Genomic DNA, 14,890 nt, shown 5'->3' with positions numbered 1-14,890 from the left:
AAGCGTATCTATAACCGCTGGATGCCGGGCGGCCGGCAAGTGGTCATCGGGATTCCCTTCCTGTGGCTGTTCCTGTTCTTCATGTTGCCGTTCTTCATCGTTCTGAAGATCAGCTTTGCCGAAGCGGATGTGGCCATTCCGCCGTATACCGATATCTGGCAGTACGCCGAAGGCAAGATCGACATCGCGCTGAACCTGGCCAACTACTTGCTGCTGGGCGACGACGAGTTGTATTTCTCGGCGTACCTGGGCTCGTTGAAGATGGCGTTCTTCAGCACGTTGCTGTGCGTACTGATCGGTTACCCGATGGCCTACGCGATGTCGGTGGCCAAGAAGGAAACCCAGACAGTGCTGCTGCTGCTGATCATGATGCCGACCTGGACGGCCATCCTGATTCGGGTGTACGCCTGGATGGGCCTGCTGAGCAACAATGGCTTGCTCAATGGCTTCCTGATGTACCTGGGCGTGATCGACCAGCCCCTGCAGATCCTGAACACCAACCTGGCGGTGTACATCGGCGTGGTGTACTCCTACCTGCCGTTCATGATCCTGCCGCTGTTCGCCAACCTGGTGAAGCATGACCAAAGCCTGTTGGAGGCCGCATCGGACCTGGGTTCCAGCCGCTTCAACAACTTCTGGAAAATCACCGTGCCACTGTCACGCAATGGCATCGTCGCCGGTTGCATGCTGGTGTTCATTCCTGTTGTGGGTGAGTTCGTGATCCCCGAACTGCTCGGCGGCCCGGAAACCCTGATGATCGGCAAGGTGCTGTGGCAAGAGTTCTTCAATAACCGCGACTGGCCCGTAGCCTCGGCGCTGGCGGTGGTGATGCTGGCACTGTTGATCGTGCCCATTCTTCTCTTCAACCGTAGCCAGGCCAAAGAGATGGAGGGCAAGGTATGAATTCCCGGTTCCGATTTTCAACCTTCATGCTGTGGGCGGGCTTGACCTTCATCTACGCGCCCATGCTGATCCTGGTGATCTTCTCGTTCAACGCCTCGCGTCTGGTAACGGTGTGGGGCGGGTGGTCGGTGAAGTGGTACGTGGGGCTGATGCACAACGATCAACTGATGAGCGCAGTGTTCCGCTCGCTGGAGATCGCCACCTACACGGCCATTTCTTCGGTGATATTGGGCACCCTGGCAGCGTTCGTGCTTACCCGTGTGGCAAGGTTCAAGGGCCGTACCTTGTTCGGTGGCCTGGTTACCGCACCGCTGGTAATGCCTGAAGTGATCACCGGCCTCTCGCTGCTGCTGCTGTTCGTGGCAATGGCGCAAGTGATTGGCTGGCCGCAGGAGCGTGGTGTACCCACCATCTGGATCGCTCACACCACCTTCTGCGCCGCCTATGTGGCAGTGGTGGTGTCGGCACGCTTGCGCGAGCTGGACCTGTCCATCGAGGAAGCGGCCATGGACCTGGGCGCGCGGCCGTGGAAGGTGTTCCTCTTGATCACCATTCCAATGATCGCGCCGTCACTGGCGGCGGGCGGAATGATGTCTTTCGCCTTGTCGCTGGATGACCTGGTGCTGGCCAGCTTCGTGGCGGGGCCTGGCTCCACCACCCTGCCAATGGAAGTGTTCTCTCAGGTGCGTCTGGGTGTGAAGCCGGAGATCAATGCCATTGCCAGCCTTATCCTGCTGGTAGTGTCGATCTTCACCTTCTTCGTGTGGTTCTTCAGCCGCCGTGCCGAGGAGCGCCGCCGCCGGGCTATCCAGCAGGCGATCGAGGAGGCCGCCGTGGCCAACTCGTCCCAGCCAGACCCACGTCGCGCCAGCGCCGAAGCCGTTTCGGCCTGAGGCGCCAGCAAGCAAGGCCTTGTTTGTCGGCGGGAAGAGGGGGTAGGGTTACCTGTATAACCGGGTAGCCCACATGACTTCGACGTTCCATCCCGACCGGCTGCGCGCCAGCCTTTCCTCACTGAACGACGCCCGCCCCTTGTGTGAGCAGGGGGTGGCGTATCAGCGTTTCTACGGGCTCGACCTTCCTGGTTTCGCGGTACGGTTCGATACCCATCTAGGCCTTTTTGAAGCCGAAGGGTTCGAGCTGGTGTGCCAGGCCTGGGTGCCTCGACAGCCCCGCGGCACCCTGGTGCTGCTGCACGGTTTCTACGACCACATGGGCCTGTTCCGTCACGTGATCGAATGGGCACTCGGGTGCGGGCTTGCGGTGGTGTCCTGCGACCTGCCAGGCCATGGCCTGTCCAGTGGCCCGCGCGCCAGTATCGAAGACTTCGCTCACTACCAGTCAACGCTCGACGGCCTGCTGGCGCAAGCAATGAGCTTGCACCTGCCCAGGCCTTGGCATGTGCTTGGCCAAAGCACGGGCGGCGCCATTGTGATTGACCACGCCTTGCACCGGGGCGATAACAGCCTTATCGACGGGCGCCTGATATTACTGGCGCCGTTGGTGCGGCCGCGCGCATGGGCCCGCTCGAAGCTCAGCTACCGGGTGCTTAGCCCTTTTGTGGATGGCATCGCCCGGCGGTTCAGCGAAAACAGCAACGACCCCGCGTTTCTGCCGTTTCTGCGCGCCGACCCCCTTCAGCCGCTGCGCTTACCCACCGCATGGGTGGGTGCGCTGGCGGAGTGGATCAACCGCATCGAAGCCGCCCCCGCTTGCAAGCATACGCCCGTGATTGTGCAGGGTGAGCAGGACATGACAGTGGATTGGCGATACAACCTTCGAGTGCTGGAGCGCAAGTTCAGGCAACCGGAAATACTACGCATACCCGCTGCGCGTCATCACCTGGCCAATGAGGCGGTACACATTCGCGAGCAGTACCTGCGGTTTCTGGAGAGGTATTTCTAGCGCTTGCTCCTAGCTTAGCGCGCGCCTACGGCCAGACCAGCCTTCACGGCCGCCAGCGCGGCCTTGTAGTAAGCCTGGCCTTCCGGAGACTCGGCAAAGGCCACAAACTCTTCCAGTTCAGGATCGCTCAGTTCGCGATAAACGTAGAGCAGGGTGTTGTCCAGGTCTACGCCAATCTGCTGCTGCAAGCGTTCACGCTGCCCATCCAGCAGGCTTTGCGCCGAGCTGCCGCCCAGCAAGCCCGGAATCATCGAGCTGAGGCTGTCGGCGGCCACACCGGCAATGGCCAGGCTCACTTCGGCACCGGCCTCTCGAGCCGGAAGCGCCCGGGCCAAGTGGCCGATCAGTAACTGACGGGTATCACTGGCCTGCATTTTGGGCAGGCCCTGCGCGTTGCGGGCAAGTTGGTCCGAACGGGTTGCCAGCAATTCAGCGGCAACGATCTTGCGCCCTAACGGAGATTGAAAGAACGCCAGTGCGGGTTGTGGGTTGGCCAGTGCCTGGCGCAGGCTGCCTTCGGCACGCTGGTCTACCGCCTGAGGGGCGAAGCGCTGATTGCTGTTGTTGACCAATGCCTGGAACACTGCCGGCGGCAGGCTGTTCTGATAGCGCTGCTGCGCGGCGCGCAGCGCGTCGGTGAAGTGCACGCGTTGCTCTGGCCAACCGGCTGCCTTATAGAGCTCGTCGTGGATGTCTGCCCACGCCGGCAAGGCGCAGCACATCAACACAACGGAAAGAAAACGACGCATGAGGGACTCCTGTCGGCAGGGCGCTATTGTCCGTGTCGTCAGCGGCATTTGTCGAGAGAGGCGAGGCGGTGACCGATGAAACTCGCGTTTCGCCGGGGGGATCTGTTGGTTTATGCGGCGGGTCGCTACCATGTGCCATGAACATTTCTCTCGATCATCCGCTGTTTGCCCGAATCGCTTCTGACCTCGCCAGCCACGGGTGGTCGCAGCAGAATATTTTTCTCCCCAGCGCGCTTACCGAGGAGCTGTCGCGGGACTGCCTCGAACGCGCCCGCCTTGGCCAGCTCAAGCCGGCGGCCACAGGGCGCGGTGTGACGGCGCAGGTGCGAGAGGGCATCCGGGGGGATGCCATCGAGTGGGTGGAGCGGGGCCAGAGCGCGCCAGTCGATCGGTATCTGGGCCTGATGGACAGCCTGCGGCGAAGCCTCAATCAGTCCCTGTTCCTCGGGCTTGAAGATTTCGAGAGCCACTTCGCCTCCTACCCGCCCGGCGCCTACTACCTGCGCCATCTGGACCGCTTCAACGACGACGACCGGCGCAGTGTGTCTACCGTTGTGTACCTGAATCAGGCCTGGTTGCCCGAAGACGGCGGGCAGCTACGGCTCTACTTGCCAGGCGAGCGAATTCACGATGTGGTACCCACCGGTGGCGCGCTGGTGGTGTTCTTGTCGGACCAGATTCCTCATGAGGTATTGCCTGCCCAGCGGGAGCGCTTGTCACTCACGGGCTGGTTCCGGCGCCGGGGCACCAGCCCGCTATGATCGCCAAAGTGCTGGTAAGCCGTTGCCTGCTGGGCGAGCGCGTGCGGTATGACGGCCAGGCTTCGGGTGATTGGGGCCTGTTACGCGCGTGGCAGGCCGAAGGTCGGGTAGTGCCGCTGTGCCCCGAGGTGGCTGGCGGCTTGCCCACGCCGCGCCCGCCCGCGGAAATTCAGGGTGGGCAGGGCATTGAGGTTCTGAGGGGGGAAACGCGCATCATCGCCAGCACTGGTGCGGATGTAACCGCCCCCTTTCTGTCCGGTGCACGCCTGGCCCTCGCGCTTGTGGAGGCTCACGGCATTCAGGCTGCGGTGCTCAAGGCCAATAGCCCCTCTTGCGGCAACGAACAAACCTACGACGGGAGCTTCAGCGGGCGGAAGGTGGCGGGAGAAGGGGTGACCGCGGCGCTGCTGACGCAGCACGGCGTGAAAGTGTTCAACGAAGGGCAACTGGCCGAGGCTCAGGCGTTTCTGGAGGCCATGATCGGTTGAAAAGGCCGCCCCGAACGAGGCGGCCGAGCGGCTTAGAACAGCACGCGACTGCGGATGGTGCCTTTGATGTGCTGCAGCTTGGCTTGCGCCAGGTCGGAGTACTCGGCGTCAACGTCAATGACCACATAACCAACCTTTTCGTTGGTTTGCAGGAACTGGCCAGAGATGTTGATGCCGTTCTCGGCAAACACCTTGTTGATTTCGCTGAGCACGCCCGGGATGTTTTCGTGGATGTGCAGCAAGCGGTGCTTGCCCGGGTGCGCCGGCAGGGCCACTTCCGGGAAGTTGACCGAGGATACCGAGGTACCGTTGTCGCTGTACTTCACCAGCTTCTCGGCCACTTCCAGGCCGATGTTGGCTTGCGCCTCGGCGGTGGAACCACCGATGTGCGGGGTGAGGATCACGTTGTCCAGGCCACGCAGCGGGCTTTCGAAGATATCGTCGTTCGAGCGTGGCTCCACCGGGAACACGTCGATGGCGGCGCCGATCAGGTGCTTGTCCTTGATCGCCTCAGCCAGGGCCTCGAGGCGAACCACGGTGCCGCGGGCAGCGTTGATCAGGATGCCGCCCTTTTTCATCGCGCGGATTTCTTCTTCGCCGATCATCCACTTGGTGGACGGCAGCTCGGGCACATGCAGCGAGACGATGTCGGCCAGGCCCAGCAGCTCCTTGAGCGTAGGCACCTGGGTAGCGTTACCCAGCGGCAGCTTGGTCAGCGGGTCGTAGAAGAACACTTGCATGCCCAGGCCCTCGGCCAGGACCGACAGCTGGGTACCGATGGAGCCATAACCGACGATGCCGAGCTTTTTGCCACGAATCTCGAACGAGTTGGCCGCGCTCTTGATCCAGCCGCCACGGTGGCAGGAGGCGTTCTTTTCCGGAATGCCGCGAAGCAACAGGATGGCTTCGGCCAATACCAGCTCGGCGACCGAGCGGGTATTGGAGTACGGCGCGTTGAACACCGCGATGCCGCGTTCACGGGCAGCGTTGAGGTCAACCTGGTTGGTGCCGATGCAGAAGCAGCCGACCGCGACCAGCTTCTTCGCGCGGTCGAAGAGCTCTTCGGTCAGATGAGTGCGCGAGCGGATGCCGATGAAGTGGGCGTCGGCGATCTTTTCCTTCAGCTCTGCTTCCGGCAGGGAACTGGAGTGATACTCGATGTTGGTGTAACCGGCCGCCTTGAGCGTGTCCACGGCGGTTTGGTGTACGCCTTCGAGAAGAAGGAACTTGATCTTGCTCTTGTCGAGAGAAGTCTTGCTCATCTGCTTAAACCTGGTTCCGGAAAAATGGCAGGGAAAGGAACGCCCGCTGCGCTCGGGCTGCCCGTCTGCAGCCTTGTAGCGGGGGCGTATGCTAGCATGTTCGCCTTCCCTGGAACCCGCCCCAGACGTGAATATGGCTCAGGCGCCGCATGAGCGGCTCGCGGGTTCGCTTACTTTTCCGCGTTCCTTCGAGGTGTCGATAATGAGCTACCAGCACCAGTACGCCGACGGTACCCACATTCATTTCCCACTGGGGAAAGTGGTGTGTATCGGCCGCAACTATGCCGAACACGCCCATGAACTGAACAACCCGGTACCGGCCGAGCCGCTGCTGTTCATCAAGCCGGGTAGCTGTGTGGTGCCCGCAGCAGGCGGATTCAAGATCCCGGCCGAACGAGGCTCGGTACACTACGAAACCGAAATCGCGGTACTGCTGGGCAAGGCGCTTTCCACTCAGCCCAGCGAGGAAGAAGTACTGGACGCGATTTCAGGCTTTGCACCGGCGCTGGACCTGACCCTGCGTGATGTGCAAGCCAAGCTCAAGGAAAAGGGGCTGCCCTGGGAGCTGGCCAAGTCGTTCGATGGCGCTTGTGTGCTGGCGCCTTTCGTTGCGGCCAGCACCTTCGAGGACCTGACGGACATTCCCGTACGGCTCACTCTCAATGGGGAAGTGCGGCAGGATGGCAGCAGCGCCTCCATGCTCAACCCGATCGTGCCGATGATCCAGTACATGGCCGCGCATTTCTCGCTGCACGCCGGTGATGTGATTCTCACTGGAACCCCGGCAGGCGTGGGGCCGCTGGCCAGCGGGGACCAGCTCGTACTGGAATTGCCGGGCGCAACCCGGGTAGAAACCCACGTGGTGTGAAGCGGTTGGCGAGGCGGCTGTTTCCCATTTTTTTCACATAGCGTGCGGATAATGCGCTGGCCCTTCAGCCCTGACCGCAGGTATTCCCATGCCCACAGCCGCCTTGCCTTCCGCCACCACACCGCGCCGCTCGGCCCGGCGGCTGCGCCTGTGGCTGATCGGCGCCGCGGCGGTTGCCATTGCCTACACCGTAGCGGCTATCCTGCACTGGGATGATCGCGGGCTGCTGTGGCTCAAGGAGCGGTTCACGTCTCCAGCGGCCCAGGCGCAGGCGATCTGGCTGCCAGGCTACCGCGCTACCGTCGATGCCAAGCCGCTGCCGGGCATGGAAGACGACGAAGCGTCCGACCTTACTTACGACCCCGCCAGCCGCACACTTTATTCGGTAATGGGCAAACATCCCTTCCTGGTTCAGCTGACGCTGCAAGGGGATGTGCTGCGCAAGTTGCCCCTCGTCGGCTGGAGCAACCCTGAAGGCGTCGCCATGCTCGGAGATGGCCGAATGGCGATCACCGACGAGCGCTTGCATACCGTGACGGTGGTCAAGGTAGAGCCCAACACCACGGCGCTGAATTACGCGGATTTCCCGAAGATCGACCTTGGTACTTCACCAAGTGCCAACAAAGGGTTCGAAGGCGTGGCCTGGGATCCCCGCCACCAGCGGCTGCTGGTTGGGCAAGAGCGGCCGACTACGCTGTTCAGCCTCAAGCTAGGCGACAACGGCAGCTTCGTACCAGGCCGGGTGCTCGTGCCTAACAACGCCATGGACATGCGCAACCTGTCAGCAGTAGGCGTGGATCCCCGCACGGGCCACCTGTTGTTGCTTTCGGCCGATTCCCATCTGCTGATGGAGGCGGACAACAACGGGCAGCCAGTGAGTTTCATGGCGCTGCTTGGGGGCTTCAATGGCATCGCCAATACCATCCCGCGCGCCGAAGGGGTGGCCATGGACGAGCAAGGCACCTTGTACATGGTCAGTGAGCCCAACCTGTTCTACGCCTTCAAGAAAAATCAGGGCGGCTCTTAAGTCCGGGTTCAGCCGGCTGTGGTTTCATGAGCGGATCTTCCACCGGTGATCGCTCATGTACCTTTCTCTCAATGCCCGCACGGTTCGCATGGGGCTGTTGCTTCTGATACTCGCCCTTGGCGCCAGTGCCGCTTGCTTCTCTCGAGTGCCCGCCAGCGCGTGGTTCGCGATCAGTCAATGGTTGTCCCCCGGTCGCTCTGCGCTAGGGCTTGCGGACTATCAGGCCGCGCTTCAGGTACAGCCGATCGAGGGGCTGAGCGGGGATGTTTCGGCACTGACGTACGATCCGGATCGCAACACGCTGTTTACGGTGACCAACAAAACCCCCGAGCTGGTAGAGCTATCCCTGAACGGGGACGTACTTCGGCGCATTGCCTTGATTGGGTTTTCCGACCCGGAAGCCGTGGAATACATCGCCCCCGGCACTTATGTGATCAGTGACGAACGCCAACAGCGCCTGGTGCAGGTGGAAGTCAGCGACGCAACGGCCAGCGTGGACATCGCAAGCGGCCATCAGTTGGCCCTGGGCCTGGGGTTGAACGGCAACAAGGGCTTCGAGGGCCTGGCCTATGACCTTTCAAGCAAGCGCTTGTATGTGGCCAAGGAGCGGGACCCGGTACGTATTTATGAAGTGAGCGGTTTCCCGCTGGGAAGTAACGGCCCTGTGGCCATCAGCGTGTCGGAAAACAGGCAGCGGGATCGCGCCATGTTCGTGAAGGACCTTTCCAGCCTGCAGTTCGATCCCGGCAGTGGGCACCTGCTGATCGTTTCCGATGAATCCCGGGTGGTGGTAGAACTGGACCCCGATGGCAAGCCCATCGCCAGCCTTTCGCTGGTCGAAGGGGCCGCCGGGCTGAAGCGCGCAGTGCCTCAACCCGAAGGCGTTGCCATGGACACTGCAGGCAACCTGTACATGGTCAGCGAGCCGAACCTCTTCTATCGCTTCGAACCCCGGCCCGCTCAGTAACAGTCAGCGGGTGTAGGTTTTCACACCCTCAGGCGTGCCCAGCAGCAGCACGTCAGCGGGGCGGGCGGCAAACAGGCCATTGGTGACCACGCCGACGATCTGGTTGATGCTCGCTTCGAGGCTTACCGGGTCAGTAATGTGCAGGTTGTGCACATCCAGGATGATGTTGCCGTTATCGGTCAGCACGCCATCACGGTAGACCGGGTCCCCGCCCAGCTTGACCAGCTCCCGGGCCACGTGGCTACGCGCCATGGGCACTACTTCCACGGGCAGCGGGAACTGCCCGAGCACCGGCACCAGTTTGCTGGCATCGGCAATGCAGATGAAGCGAAGAGCGACCGCGGCCACAATCTTTTCCCGAGTAAGTGCCGCACCGCCGCCCTTGATCAGGTGCAAGCGCTCGTCGCTTTCATCGGTGCCGTCCACGTAAAACTCCAGCTCGCCGACGGTGTTGAGGTCGTAGACCGGAATGCCATGCCCCTTCAAGCGCGCAGCGGTCGCTTCGGAGCTGGCCACTGCGCCGTCGAAGGCCCCCTTGTGGCGCGCAAGCGCATCGATGAACAGGTTGGCGGTCGACCCTGTGCCCACCCCGACAATGCTCTTGTCCGTAAGGCTGGGCAAAATGTGGTCGACGGCTGCCTGGGCCACGGCCTGTTTGAGTTGATCCTGGGTCATGCTGGCGCTCCGCAAGGGGCTGGTGATCGAAAAGGGGCCGCATTATAGCCATACGGGCGGTGGAAACCTTGCCCCGATGTGGTGGGCGGGCAGAGCCGTGGGGTAGACTCGCGGGTCTGGTTCTCTGGCAGTGACTGTGCGCCCATGCTCGAACAGTACGTTAAAAAGATTCTCACCTCGCGCGTTTATGACGTGGCGGTTGAAACCCCGCTCCAACCGGCCAATCAGCTGTCTCGCCGGCTGCATAACCATGTGCTGCTAAAGCGCGAGGATCTGCAGCCGGTGTTCTCGTTCAAGGTGCGCGGGGCTTACAACAAGCTCTCGCAACTCACCGATGCTGAGCGCAGCCGTGGTGTGGTTACCGCTTCAGCGGGCAACCATGCCCAAGGGCTGGCGCTGGCGGCACGCGAAATGGGCGTGCAGGCCGTGATCGTAATGCCCAAGACCACGCCGGAGATCAAGGTAGAAGGCGTGCGCTCGCGTGGCGGCAAGGTCGTGCTGCAGGGTGACTCCTTCCCCGAAGCCCTGGCCTGGTCGCTCAAGCTGGTAGAGGAAAAGGGCTATGTGTACATCCACCCCTACGACGACCCGGACACTATCGCTGGCCAGGGAACGGTCGCGATGGAAATCTTGCGTCAGCACCAAGGCCCTCTGGATGCGATCTTCGTTCCGGTGGGCGGCGGCGGGCTGATCTCCGGCATAGCGGCCTATGTGAAATACCTGCGCCCGGAGGTGAAAATCATTGCCGTAGAGCCTGACGACTCCAATTGTCTGCAGGCGGCCTTGGCAGCCGGCACGCGGGTGGTGCTGCCGCAGGTGGGGCTGTTCGCGGACGGCGTAGCCGTTGCGCAAATCGGTGAACATACCTTCGAGATCTGCCGCCGTTATGTTGACGAGGTTATTACCGTCAGCAGCGATGAAATCTGCGCTGCGATCAAGGATATCTACGACGATACCCGCTCGATCACCGAGCCAGCCGGGGCGCTGGGCGTAGCTGGCATCAAGAAGTACGTGGAAAGCCGGGGCGTGACGGGGCAAACCCTTATCGCGATCGACTCCGGCGCCAACGTGAACTTCGACCGCCTGCGCCATGTGGCCGAGCGCGCCGAGCTAGGGGAAGGCCGAGAGGCCATCATCGCTGTCACCATTCCCGAGCGCCCGGGCAGCTTCAAGGCCTTCTGCGAGGCGGTGGGCAAGCGGCAGATCACTGAATTCAACTACCGGTACCACACCGGCGCTGAGGCGCACATATTCGTAGGGGTTCAAACCCACCCGGAAACCGACCCGCGCGCTGCGTTGATAGCAAGCCTCACTGCGCAGGGGTTCCCTGTTCAGGACCTGACCGACAACGAGCTGGCCAAGCTGCATATCCGCCACATGGTAGGCGGCCACGCGGTCAAGGTGAGCGACGAAATGGTGCTGCGCTTCGAGTTTCCGGAGCGGCCAGGCGCCCTGTTCAACTTCCTCAACCGGCTGGGCGGGCGCTGGAACATCTCGATGTTCCACTATCGCAACCATGGCGCGGCGGACGGCCGAGTGGTAGCCGGGCTTCAGGTGCCAGTCGTCGAGCGCGATCAGGTATATGCCGCGCTCGAAGAAATCGGCTATCCATTCTGGGATGAAACGGACAACCCCGCGTATCAGCTGTTTCTGGGGTAGTGGGACCGGGGGGCGGCCTCAGCGTCCCCAGTGATCAATCCCGCAGCGAAATCACCTTCCAGCCCCGGCGCATCGCCTCGCCATGCAGCACGGGGTCTGGGTCCACCGCAACCGGATGTGCCACGCGCTCGAGCAACGGCATGTCGTTCATCGAGTCGCTATAGAAGTAGCTGTCTTCAAGGCTGAGGCCGGTTTCGGCAAGCCAGCGTTCCAGCCGCGTGACCTTTCCTTCACGGAAGCACGGCACATCTATGCTCCGGCCGGTGTAACGGTCACCCTCCATTTCGCACTCGGTGGCCAGCAAGGTTTCCACCCCCAGGCGCTCGGCGATGGGGCCGGTGACGAAGCGGTTGGTCGCGGTAATGATCACCAGCTTGTCGCCTGCCTGGCGATGTTGTTCGAGCAATGCCAGTGCCTTGGGAAGGATGATCGGCTCCACGCACTCGCGCATGAACGCGGCGTGCCATTCCTTCAGTTGGGCCGGCTCGGTGGCCGCGAGAATTTCCAGGCTGAAGTTCAGGTATGCCTGCAGATCCAGCTTCCCGGCCAGGTAATCCTGATAGAACGCGTCGTTGCGCGCCTTGTATTGCACCGGGTCCAGTATGCCCTTGGCGCAGAGGTAATCGCCCCAGGCATGGTCGCTGTCGCCGCCTAGCAGCGTGTTATCGAGGTCAAAAAGGGCCAGACGCATGAATTCACTCGTATTAACGGCGGAGATGCTTCACAGAATACGGCCTTTTATTAATGCTGCACATAACGCTATAACCCTCGTTGCTGCTCTGCCGGGCTTTGTGGAACAATGCCCGAACATGCGTTTGCGAGGTTGCCGCCGTGATCGACCCCGATGGATTCCGCCCCAATGTAGGCATCATTCTTACCAATGATGCAGGCCAGGTGCTATGGGCGCGCCGGATCAATCAGGATGCCTGGCAGTTTCCCCAAGGTGGCATCAACCCCGAGGAAACGCCGGAGCAGGCGTTGTATCGCGAGCTGAATGAAGAAGTAGGCCTTGAGCGCCAGGACGTGGAGATTCTTGCCTGCACCCGCGGCTGGCTGCGCTACCGTCTACCCCAGCGGTTGGTGCGTACCCACAGCCAGCCGTTGTGCATCGGGCAGAAGCAAAAGTGGTTCCTGCTGCGCCTTGTGAGCAACGAGCAGCGCGTGCGGATGGACCTTACCGGCAAGCCGGAATTCGACGGCTGGCGGTGGGTCAGTTATTGGTATCCGCTCGGGCAGGTAGTGACGTTCAAGCGGGAAGTGTATCGCCGGGCCTTGAAAGAATTGGCGCCACGCCTCTTATCGCGCGACTGACGACGGAGTTCGACCCCGAGCCATGCTCAATACGCTGCGCAAGATCGTCCAGGAAGTCAACTCCGCCAAGGATCTGAAAACGGCGTTGGGGATCATCGTCATCCGCGTACAGGAGGCGATGAGCAGCCAGGTATGCTCGGTGTACCTGCTCGATCCCGAAACCAATCGCTTCGTGCTGATGGCGACCGAGGGGCTGAACAAGCGCTCCATCGGCCGTGTCAGCATGGCCCCCAACGAAGGCCTGGTAGGCCTTGTGGGTACCCGTGAAGAACCCCTCAACCTCGAAAACGCCGCCGATCACCCCCGGTACCGCTATTTCGCCGAAACTGGCGAGGAGCGCTATGCCTCCTTCCTCGGCGCGCCGATCATCCATCACCGCCGCGTAGTCGGCGTGCTGGTCATTCAGCAGAAGGAGCGCCGGCAATTCGACGAGGGCGAAGAAGCCTTCCTCGTGACCATGAGCGCCCAACTGGCCGGCGTTATCGCCCATGCCGAGGCTACCGGCTCCATTCGTGGGCTGGGGCGCCAGGGCAAAGGTACCCAGGAGGCACGCTTCGTGGGTGTGCCCGGTTCGCCCGGCGCGGCCGTGGGCACCGCAGTTGTGGTGCTGCCGCCAGCGGACCTGGAGGTGGTTCCGGACCGCACGGTGACCGACGTGGACGCCGAAATGCAGTTGTTCGAGACGGCCCTTGAAGGCGTGCGCAACGACATGCGCACCCTCTCGGCGAAGCTCGCAACCCAACTGCGGCCAGAGGAGCGCGCGCTCTTCGATGTGTACCTGATGATGCTCGACGATGCCTCCCTGGGCAGCGAAGTGCGTAACGTCATCAAGACCGGCCAGTGGGCACAGGGTGCTCTGCGGCAGGTGGTCAGCGAGCACGTCAACCGTTTCGAGCTGATGGACGACGCCTATCTGCGCGAGCGCGCTGCAGACGTGAAAGACCTGGGCCGACGCTTGCTTGCCTACCTTCAGCAGGCCCGTCAGCAAACGCTGGTGTATCCGGATAACACCATTCTGGTCAGCGAAGAGCTGTCCCCGGCGATGCTGGGCGAAGTCCCGGAAGGCAAGCTGGTCGGGTTGATCTCCGTCATGGGCTCGGGCAACTCCCATGTGGCGATCCTGGCGCGTGCCATGGGCATCCCTACCGTGATGGGCCTGGTAGATCTGCCGTATTCGAAGGTCGACGGCATTCAGATGATCGTCGATGGCTACCACGGCGAGGTCTTCACCAACCCCAGCGAGATCCTCACCAAGCAATACGCCGCAGTGGTGGAAGAAGAGCGGGAATTGGCCAAGGGCCTGGACGCGCTACGGGAACTGCCTTGCGTGACCCTCGACGGGCATCGCATGCCGCTTTGGGTGAACACCGGGTTGCTGGCCGATGTTGCCCGTGCCCAGCAGCGCGGCGCCGAAGGTGTTGGGCTGTACCGCACCGAAGTGCCGTTCATGATCAACCAGCGCTTTCCGTCCGAAAAAGAGCAGCTGGCCATCTACCGTGAGCAACTGGCGGCCTTCCACCCGTTGCCGGTCACCATGCGCAGCCTGGACATCGGTGGCGACAAGTCCCTGAGCTACTTCCCCATCAAGGAAGAGAACCCCTTCCTGGGCTGGCGTGGCATTCGCGTAACCCTCGACCACCCCGAGATTTTCCTGGTGCAGGCCCGGGCGATGCTCAAGGCCAGCGAGGGGCTGAATAACCTGCGCATTCTCTTGCCGATGATTTCGGGTACCCATGAGCTTGAAGAAGCTTTGCACCTGCTGCACCGTGCCTGGGGCGAAGTGCGTGACGAAGGTACCGATGTGCCTATGCCGCCGATCGGTGTGATGGTCGAAATCCCGGCGGCGGTCTACCAGACCCGCGACCTGGCCCGGCAGGTAGACTTTTTGTCAGTTGGCTCCAACGACCTTACCCAGTACCTGCTGGCCGTGGACCGTAACAACCCGCGGGTGGCCGACCTCTACGACTACCTACATCCGGCGGTACTACAGGCCCTGCAACACGTGGTGACCGAGGCGCACGCCGAGGGCAAGCCTGTGAGCATCTGCGGCGAAATGGCCGGTGACCCCGCTGCCGCTGTTTTGCTGATGGCCATGGGCTTTGACAGTTTGTCGATGAACGCCACCAACCTGCCGAAAGTGAAGTGGATGCTGCGCCAGGTGAGCCATGAGAAATCCTGCGAACTGCTGGCCCAGTTGATGAAAATCGACAACCCACAGCTGGTTCACAGCACCCTGCAGTTGGCGCTGAAGAATCAAGGCCTGGCGCGAATGATCAACCCGGCCGCCCCGAAAAGCCTCTAGCCCGCCGCGGCCG

Annotated in this window: 15 protein-coding genes; 11 read left to right on the top strand and 4 right to left on the bottom strand. The window is 62.0% G+C overall.

Annotation, left to right across the window (positions count from 1 at the left end; genetic code table 11):
- Positions 1-21: 21 nt before the first annotated feature.
- The 3 genes from G7016_RS10655 (at position 22) to G7016_RS10645 (ending at position 2,808) form a co-directional block, all read left to right on the top strand.
- Positions 22-903 carry an ABC transporter permease subunit gene (locus G7016_RS10655; protein ID WP_181113984.1) on the top strand — a complete coding sequence of 294 codons (882 nt, stop codon included), beginning with the start codon at positions 22-24 and terminating at the stop codon, positions 901-903.
- Complete coding sequence (locus tag G7016_RS10650) at positions 900-1,796, top strand: ABC transporter permease subunit (RefSeq protein WP_181113813.1); 897 nt, start codon at positions 900-902, stop codon at positions 1,794-1,796. The genes G7016_RS10655 and G7016_RS10650 overlap by 4 nt, the downstream gene beginning before the upstream one ends.
- 73 nt (positions 1,797-1,869) lie before the next feature.
- Positions 1,870-2,808, top strand: a complete 939-nt coding sequence (locus G7016_RS10645) for an alpha/beta hydrolase (protein ID WP_181113810.1) — start codon at positions 1,870-1,872, stop codon at positions 2,806-2,808.
- 14 nt (positions 2,809-2,822) lie between these two features.
- On the opposite strand, the gene G7016_RS10640 is transcribed toward G7016_RS10645, so the two are convergent.
- Positions 2,823-3,557: a DUF2059 domain-containing protein gene (locus tag G7016_RS10640; protein ID WP_181113808.1), complete on the bottom strand. Its 735-nt coding sequence runs from the start codon at positions 3,555-3,557 to the stop codon at positions 2,823-2,825.
- 137 nt (positions 3,558-3,694) lie between these two features.
- Between G7016_RS10640 and G7016_RS10635 the strand changes: the two genes are divergently transcribed.
- Positions 3,695-4,318: a 2OG-Fe(II) oxygenase gene (locus tag G7016_RS10635; protein ID WP_181113806.1), complete on the top strand. Its 624-nt coding sequence runs from the start codon at positions 3,695-3,697 to the stop codon at positions 4,316-4,318.
- On the top strand, positions 4,315-4,806 hold the full coding sequence (locus tag G7016_RS10630) for a DUF523 domain-containing protein (protein WP_181113804.1): 492 nt from the start codon (positions 4,315-4,317) through the stop codon (positions 4,804-4,806). Before G7016_RS10635 ends, G7016_RS10630 begins: the two co-directional genes overlap by 4 nt.
- A gap of 32 nt (positions 4,807-4,838) precedes the next feature.
- On the opposite strand, the gene serA is transcribed toward G7016_RS10630, so the two are convergent.
- Positions 4,839-6,068: a phosphoglycerate dehydrogenase gene (gene serA / locus G7016_RS10625; protein ID WP_181113802.1), complete on the bottom strand. Its 1,230-nt coding sequence runs from the start codon at positions 6,066-6,068 to the stop codon at positions 4,839-4,841.
- Positions 6,069-6,270: 202 nt separating this feature from the next.
- Between serA and G7016_RS10620 the strand changes: the two genes are divergently transcribed.
- The 3 genes from G7016_RS10620 (at position 6,271) to G7016_RS10610 (ending at position 8,930) form a co-directional block, all read left to right on the top strand.
- Complete coding sequence (locus G7016_RS10620) at positions 6,271-6,936, top strand: fumarylacetoacetate hydrolase family protein (RefSeq protein WP_181113800.1); 666 nt, start codon at positions 6,271-6,273, stop codon at positions 6,934-6,936.
- An 88-nt stretch (positions 6,937-7,024) separates the two neighbouring features.
- Positions 7,025-7,963 carry an SdiA-regulated domain-containing protein gene (locus G7016_RS10615; protein WP_181113798.1) on the top strand — a complete coding sequence of 313 codons (939 nt, stop codon included), beginning with the start codon at positions 7,025-7,027 and terminating at the stop codon, positions 7,961-7,963.
- Between the two features lie 55 nt (positions 7,964-8,018).
- A complete protein-coding gene (locus tag G7016_RS10610) occupies positions 8,019-8,930 on the top strand; it encodes an SdiA-regulated domain-containing protein (RefSeq protein WP_181113796.1) in 912 nt (303 codons plus the stop codon).
- 3 nt (positions 8,931-8,933) lie between these two features.
- Here the strand turns inward: G7016_RS10610 and rpiA are convergent, their stop codons facing one another.
- Positions 8,934-9,605 (bottom strand): ribose-5-phosphate isomerase RpiA, encoded by a 672-nt coding sequence (gene rpiA / locus G7016_RS10605; RefSeq protein ID WP_181113794.1) that lies wholly within the window; start codon positions 9,603-9,605, stop codon positions 8,934-8,936.
- 144 nt (positions 9,606-9,749) lie between these two features.
- Between rpiA and ilvA the strand changes: the two genes are divergently transcribed.
- Positions 9,750-11,264: a threonine ammonia-lyase, biosynthetic gene (ilvA, locus tag G7016_RS10600; RefSeq protein WP_181113792.1), complete on the top strand. Its 1,515-nt coding sequence runs from the start codon at positions 9,750-9,752 to the stop codon at positions 11,262-11,264.
- A 34-nt stretch (positions 11,265-11,298) separates the two neighbouring features.
- Here the strand turns inward: ilvA and G7016_RS10595 are convergent, their stop codons facing one another.
- Positions 11,299-11,955, bottom strand: coding sequence for a histidinol-phosphatase (locus tag G7016_RS10595; RefSeq protein WP_181113789.1), 657 nt, complete (start codon positions 11,953-11,955; stop codon positions 11,299-11,301).
- A gap of 140 nt (positions 11,956-12,095) precedes the next feature.
- On the opposite strand from G7016_RS10595, the gene G7016_RS10590 reads away from it, so the two are divergent.
- Both G7016_RS10590 and ptsP read left to right on the top strand, forming a co-directional pair.
- Entirely contained in the window at positions 12,096-12,575 is a 480-nt protein-coding gene (locus G7016_RS10590; protein ID WP_181113787.1) for an RNA pyrophosphohydrolase, read from the top strand.
- A gap of 22 nt (positions 12,576-12,597) precedes the next feature.
- The gene (gene ptsP, locus G7016_RS10585; RefSeq protein WP_181113785.1) at positions 12,598-14,877 is read left to right on the top strand and encodes a phosphoenolpyruvate--protein phosphotransferase; all 2,280 of its coding nucleotides are present in this window, start codon (positions 12,598-12,600) and stop codon (positions 14,875-14,877) included.
- The last annotated feature ends 13 nt before the right edge of the window (positions 14,878-14,890 follow it).

Origin of the sequence: Pseudomonas japonica (genome assembly GCF_013522925.1) — a bacterium.
In the GTDB taxonomy this organism is placed as follows: Bacteria; Pseudomonadota; Gammaproteobacteria; order Pseudomonadales; family Pseudomonadaceae; genus Aquipseudomonas; species Aquipseudomonas japonica_A.
The sequence above is the reverse complement of the archived record's forward strand: the minus strand, read 5'-3'. Positions and strand labels throughout refer to the sequence as shown.

What these genes read in the sequence shown, in the direction of transcription:
- G7016_RS10655 (WP_181113984.1), top strand. Translation starts at nt 22, where the DNA reads ATGCCGGGCGGCCGGCAAGTGGTCATCGGGATTCCCTTCCTGTGGCTG.
- G7016_RS10650 (WP_181113813.1), top strand. Translation starts at nt 900, where the DNA reads ATGAATTCCCGGTTCCGATTTTCAACCTTCATGCTGTGGGCGGGCTTG.
- G7016_RS10645 (WP_181113810.1), top strand. Translation starts at nt 1,870, where the DNA reads ATGACTTCGACGTTCCATCCCGACCGGCTGCGCGCCAGCCTTTCCTCA.
- G7016_RS10640 (WP_181113808.1), bottom strand. Translation starts at nt 3,557, where the DNA reads ATGCGTCGTTTTCTTTCCGTTGTGTTGATGTGCTGCGCCTTGCCGGCG.
- G7016_RS10635 (WP_181113806.1), top strand. Translation starts at nt 3,695, where the DNA reads ATGAACATTTCTCTCGATCATCCGCTGTTTGCCCGAATCGCTTCTGAC.
- G7016_RS10630 (WP_181113804.1), top strand. Translation starts at nt 4,315, where the DNA reads ATGATCGCCAAAGTGCTGGTAAGCCGTTGCCTGCTGGGCGAGCGCGTG.
- serA (WP_181113802.1), bottom strand. Translation starts at nt 6,068, where the DNA reads ATGAGCAAGACTTCTCTCGACAAGAGCAAGATCAAGTTCCTTCTTCTC.
- G7016_RS10620 (WP_181113800.1), top strand. Translation starts at nt 6,271, where the DNA reads ATGAGCTACCAGCACCAGTACGCCGACGGTACCCACATTCATTTCCCA.
- G7016_RS10615 (WP_181113798.1), top strand. Translation starts at nt 7,025, where the DNA reads ATGCCCACAGCCGCCTTGCCTTCCGCCACCACACCGCGCCGCTCGGCC.
- G7016_RS10610 (WP_181113796.1), top strand. Translation starts at nt 8,019, where the DNA reads ATGTACCTTTCTCTCAATGCCCGCACGGTTCGCATGGGGCTGTTGCTT.
- rpiA (WP_181113794.1), bottom strand. Translation starts at nt 9,605, where the DNA reads ATGACCCAGGATCAACTCAAACAGGCCGTGGCCCAGGCAGCCGTCGAC.
- ilvA (WP_181113792.1), top strand. Translation starts at nt 9,750, where the DNA reads ATGCTCGAACAGTACGTTAAAAAGATTCTCACCTCGCGCGTTTATGAC.
- G7016_RS10595 (WP_181113789.1), bottom strand. Translation starts at nt 11,955, where the DNA reads ATGCGTCTGGCCCTTTTTGACCTCGATAACACGCTGCTAGGCGGCGAC.
- ptsP (WP_181113785.1), top strand. Translation starts at nt 12,598, where the DNA reads ATGCTCAATACGCTGCGCAAGATCGTCCAGGAAGTCAACTCCGCCAAG.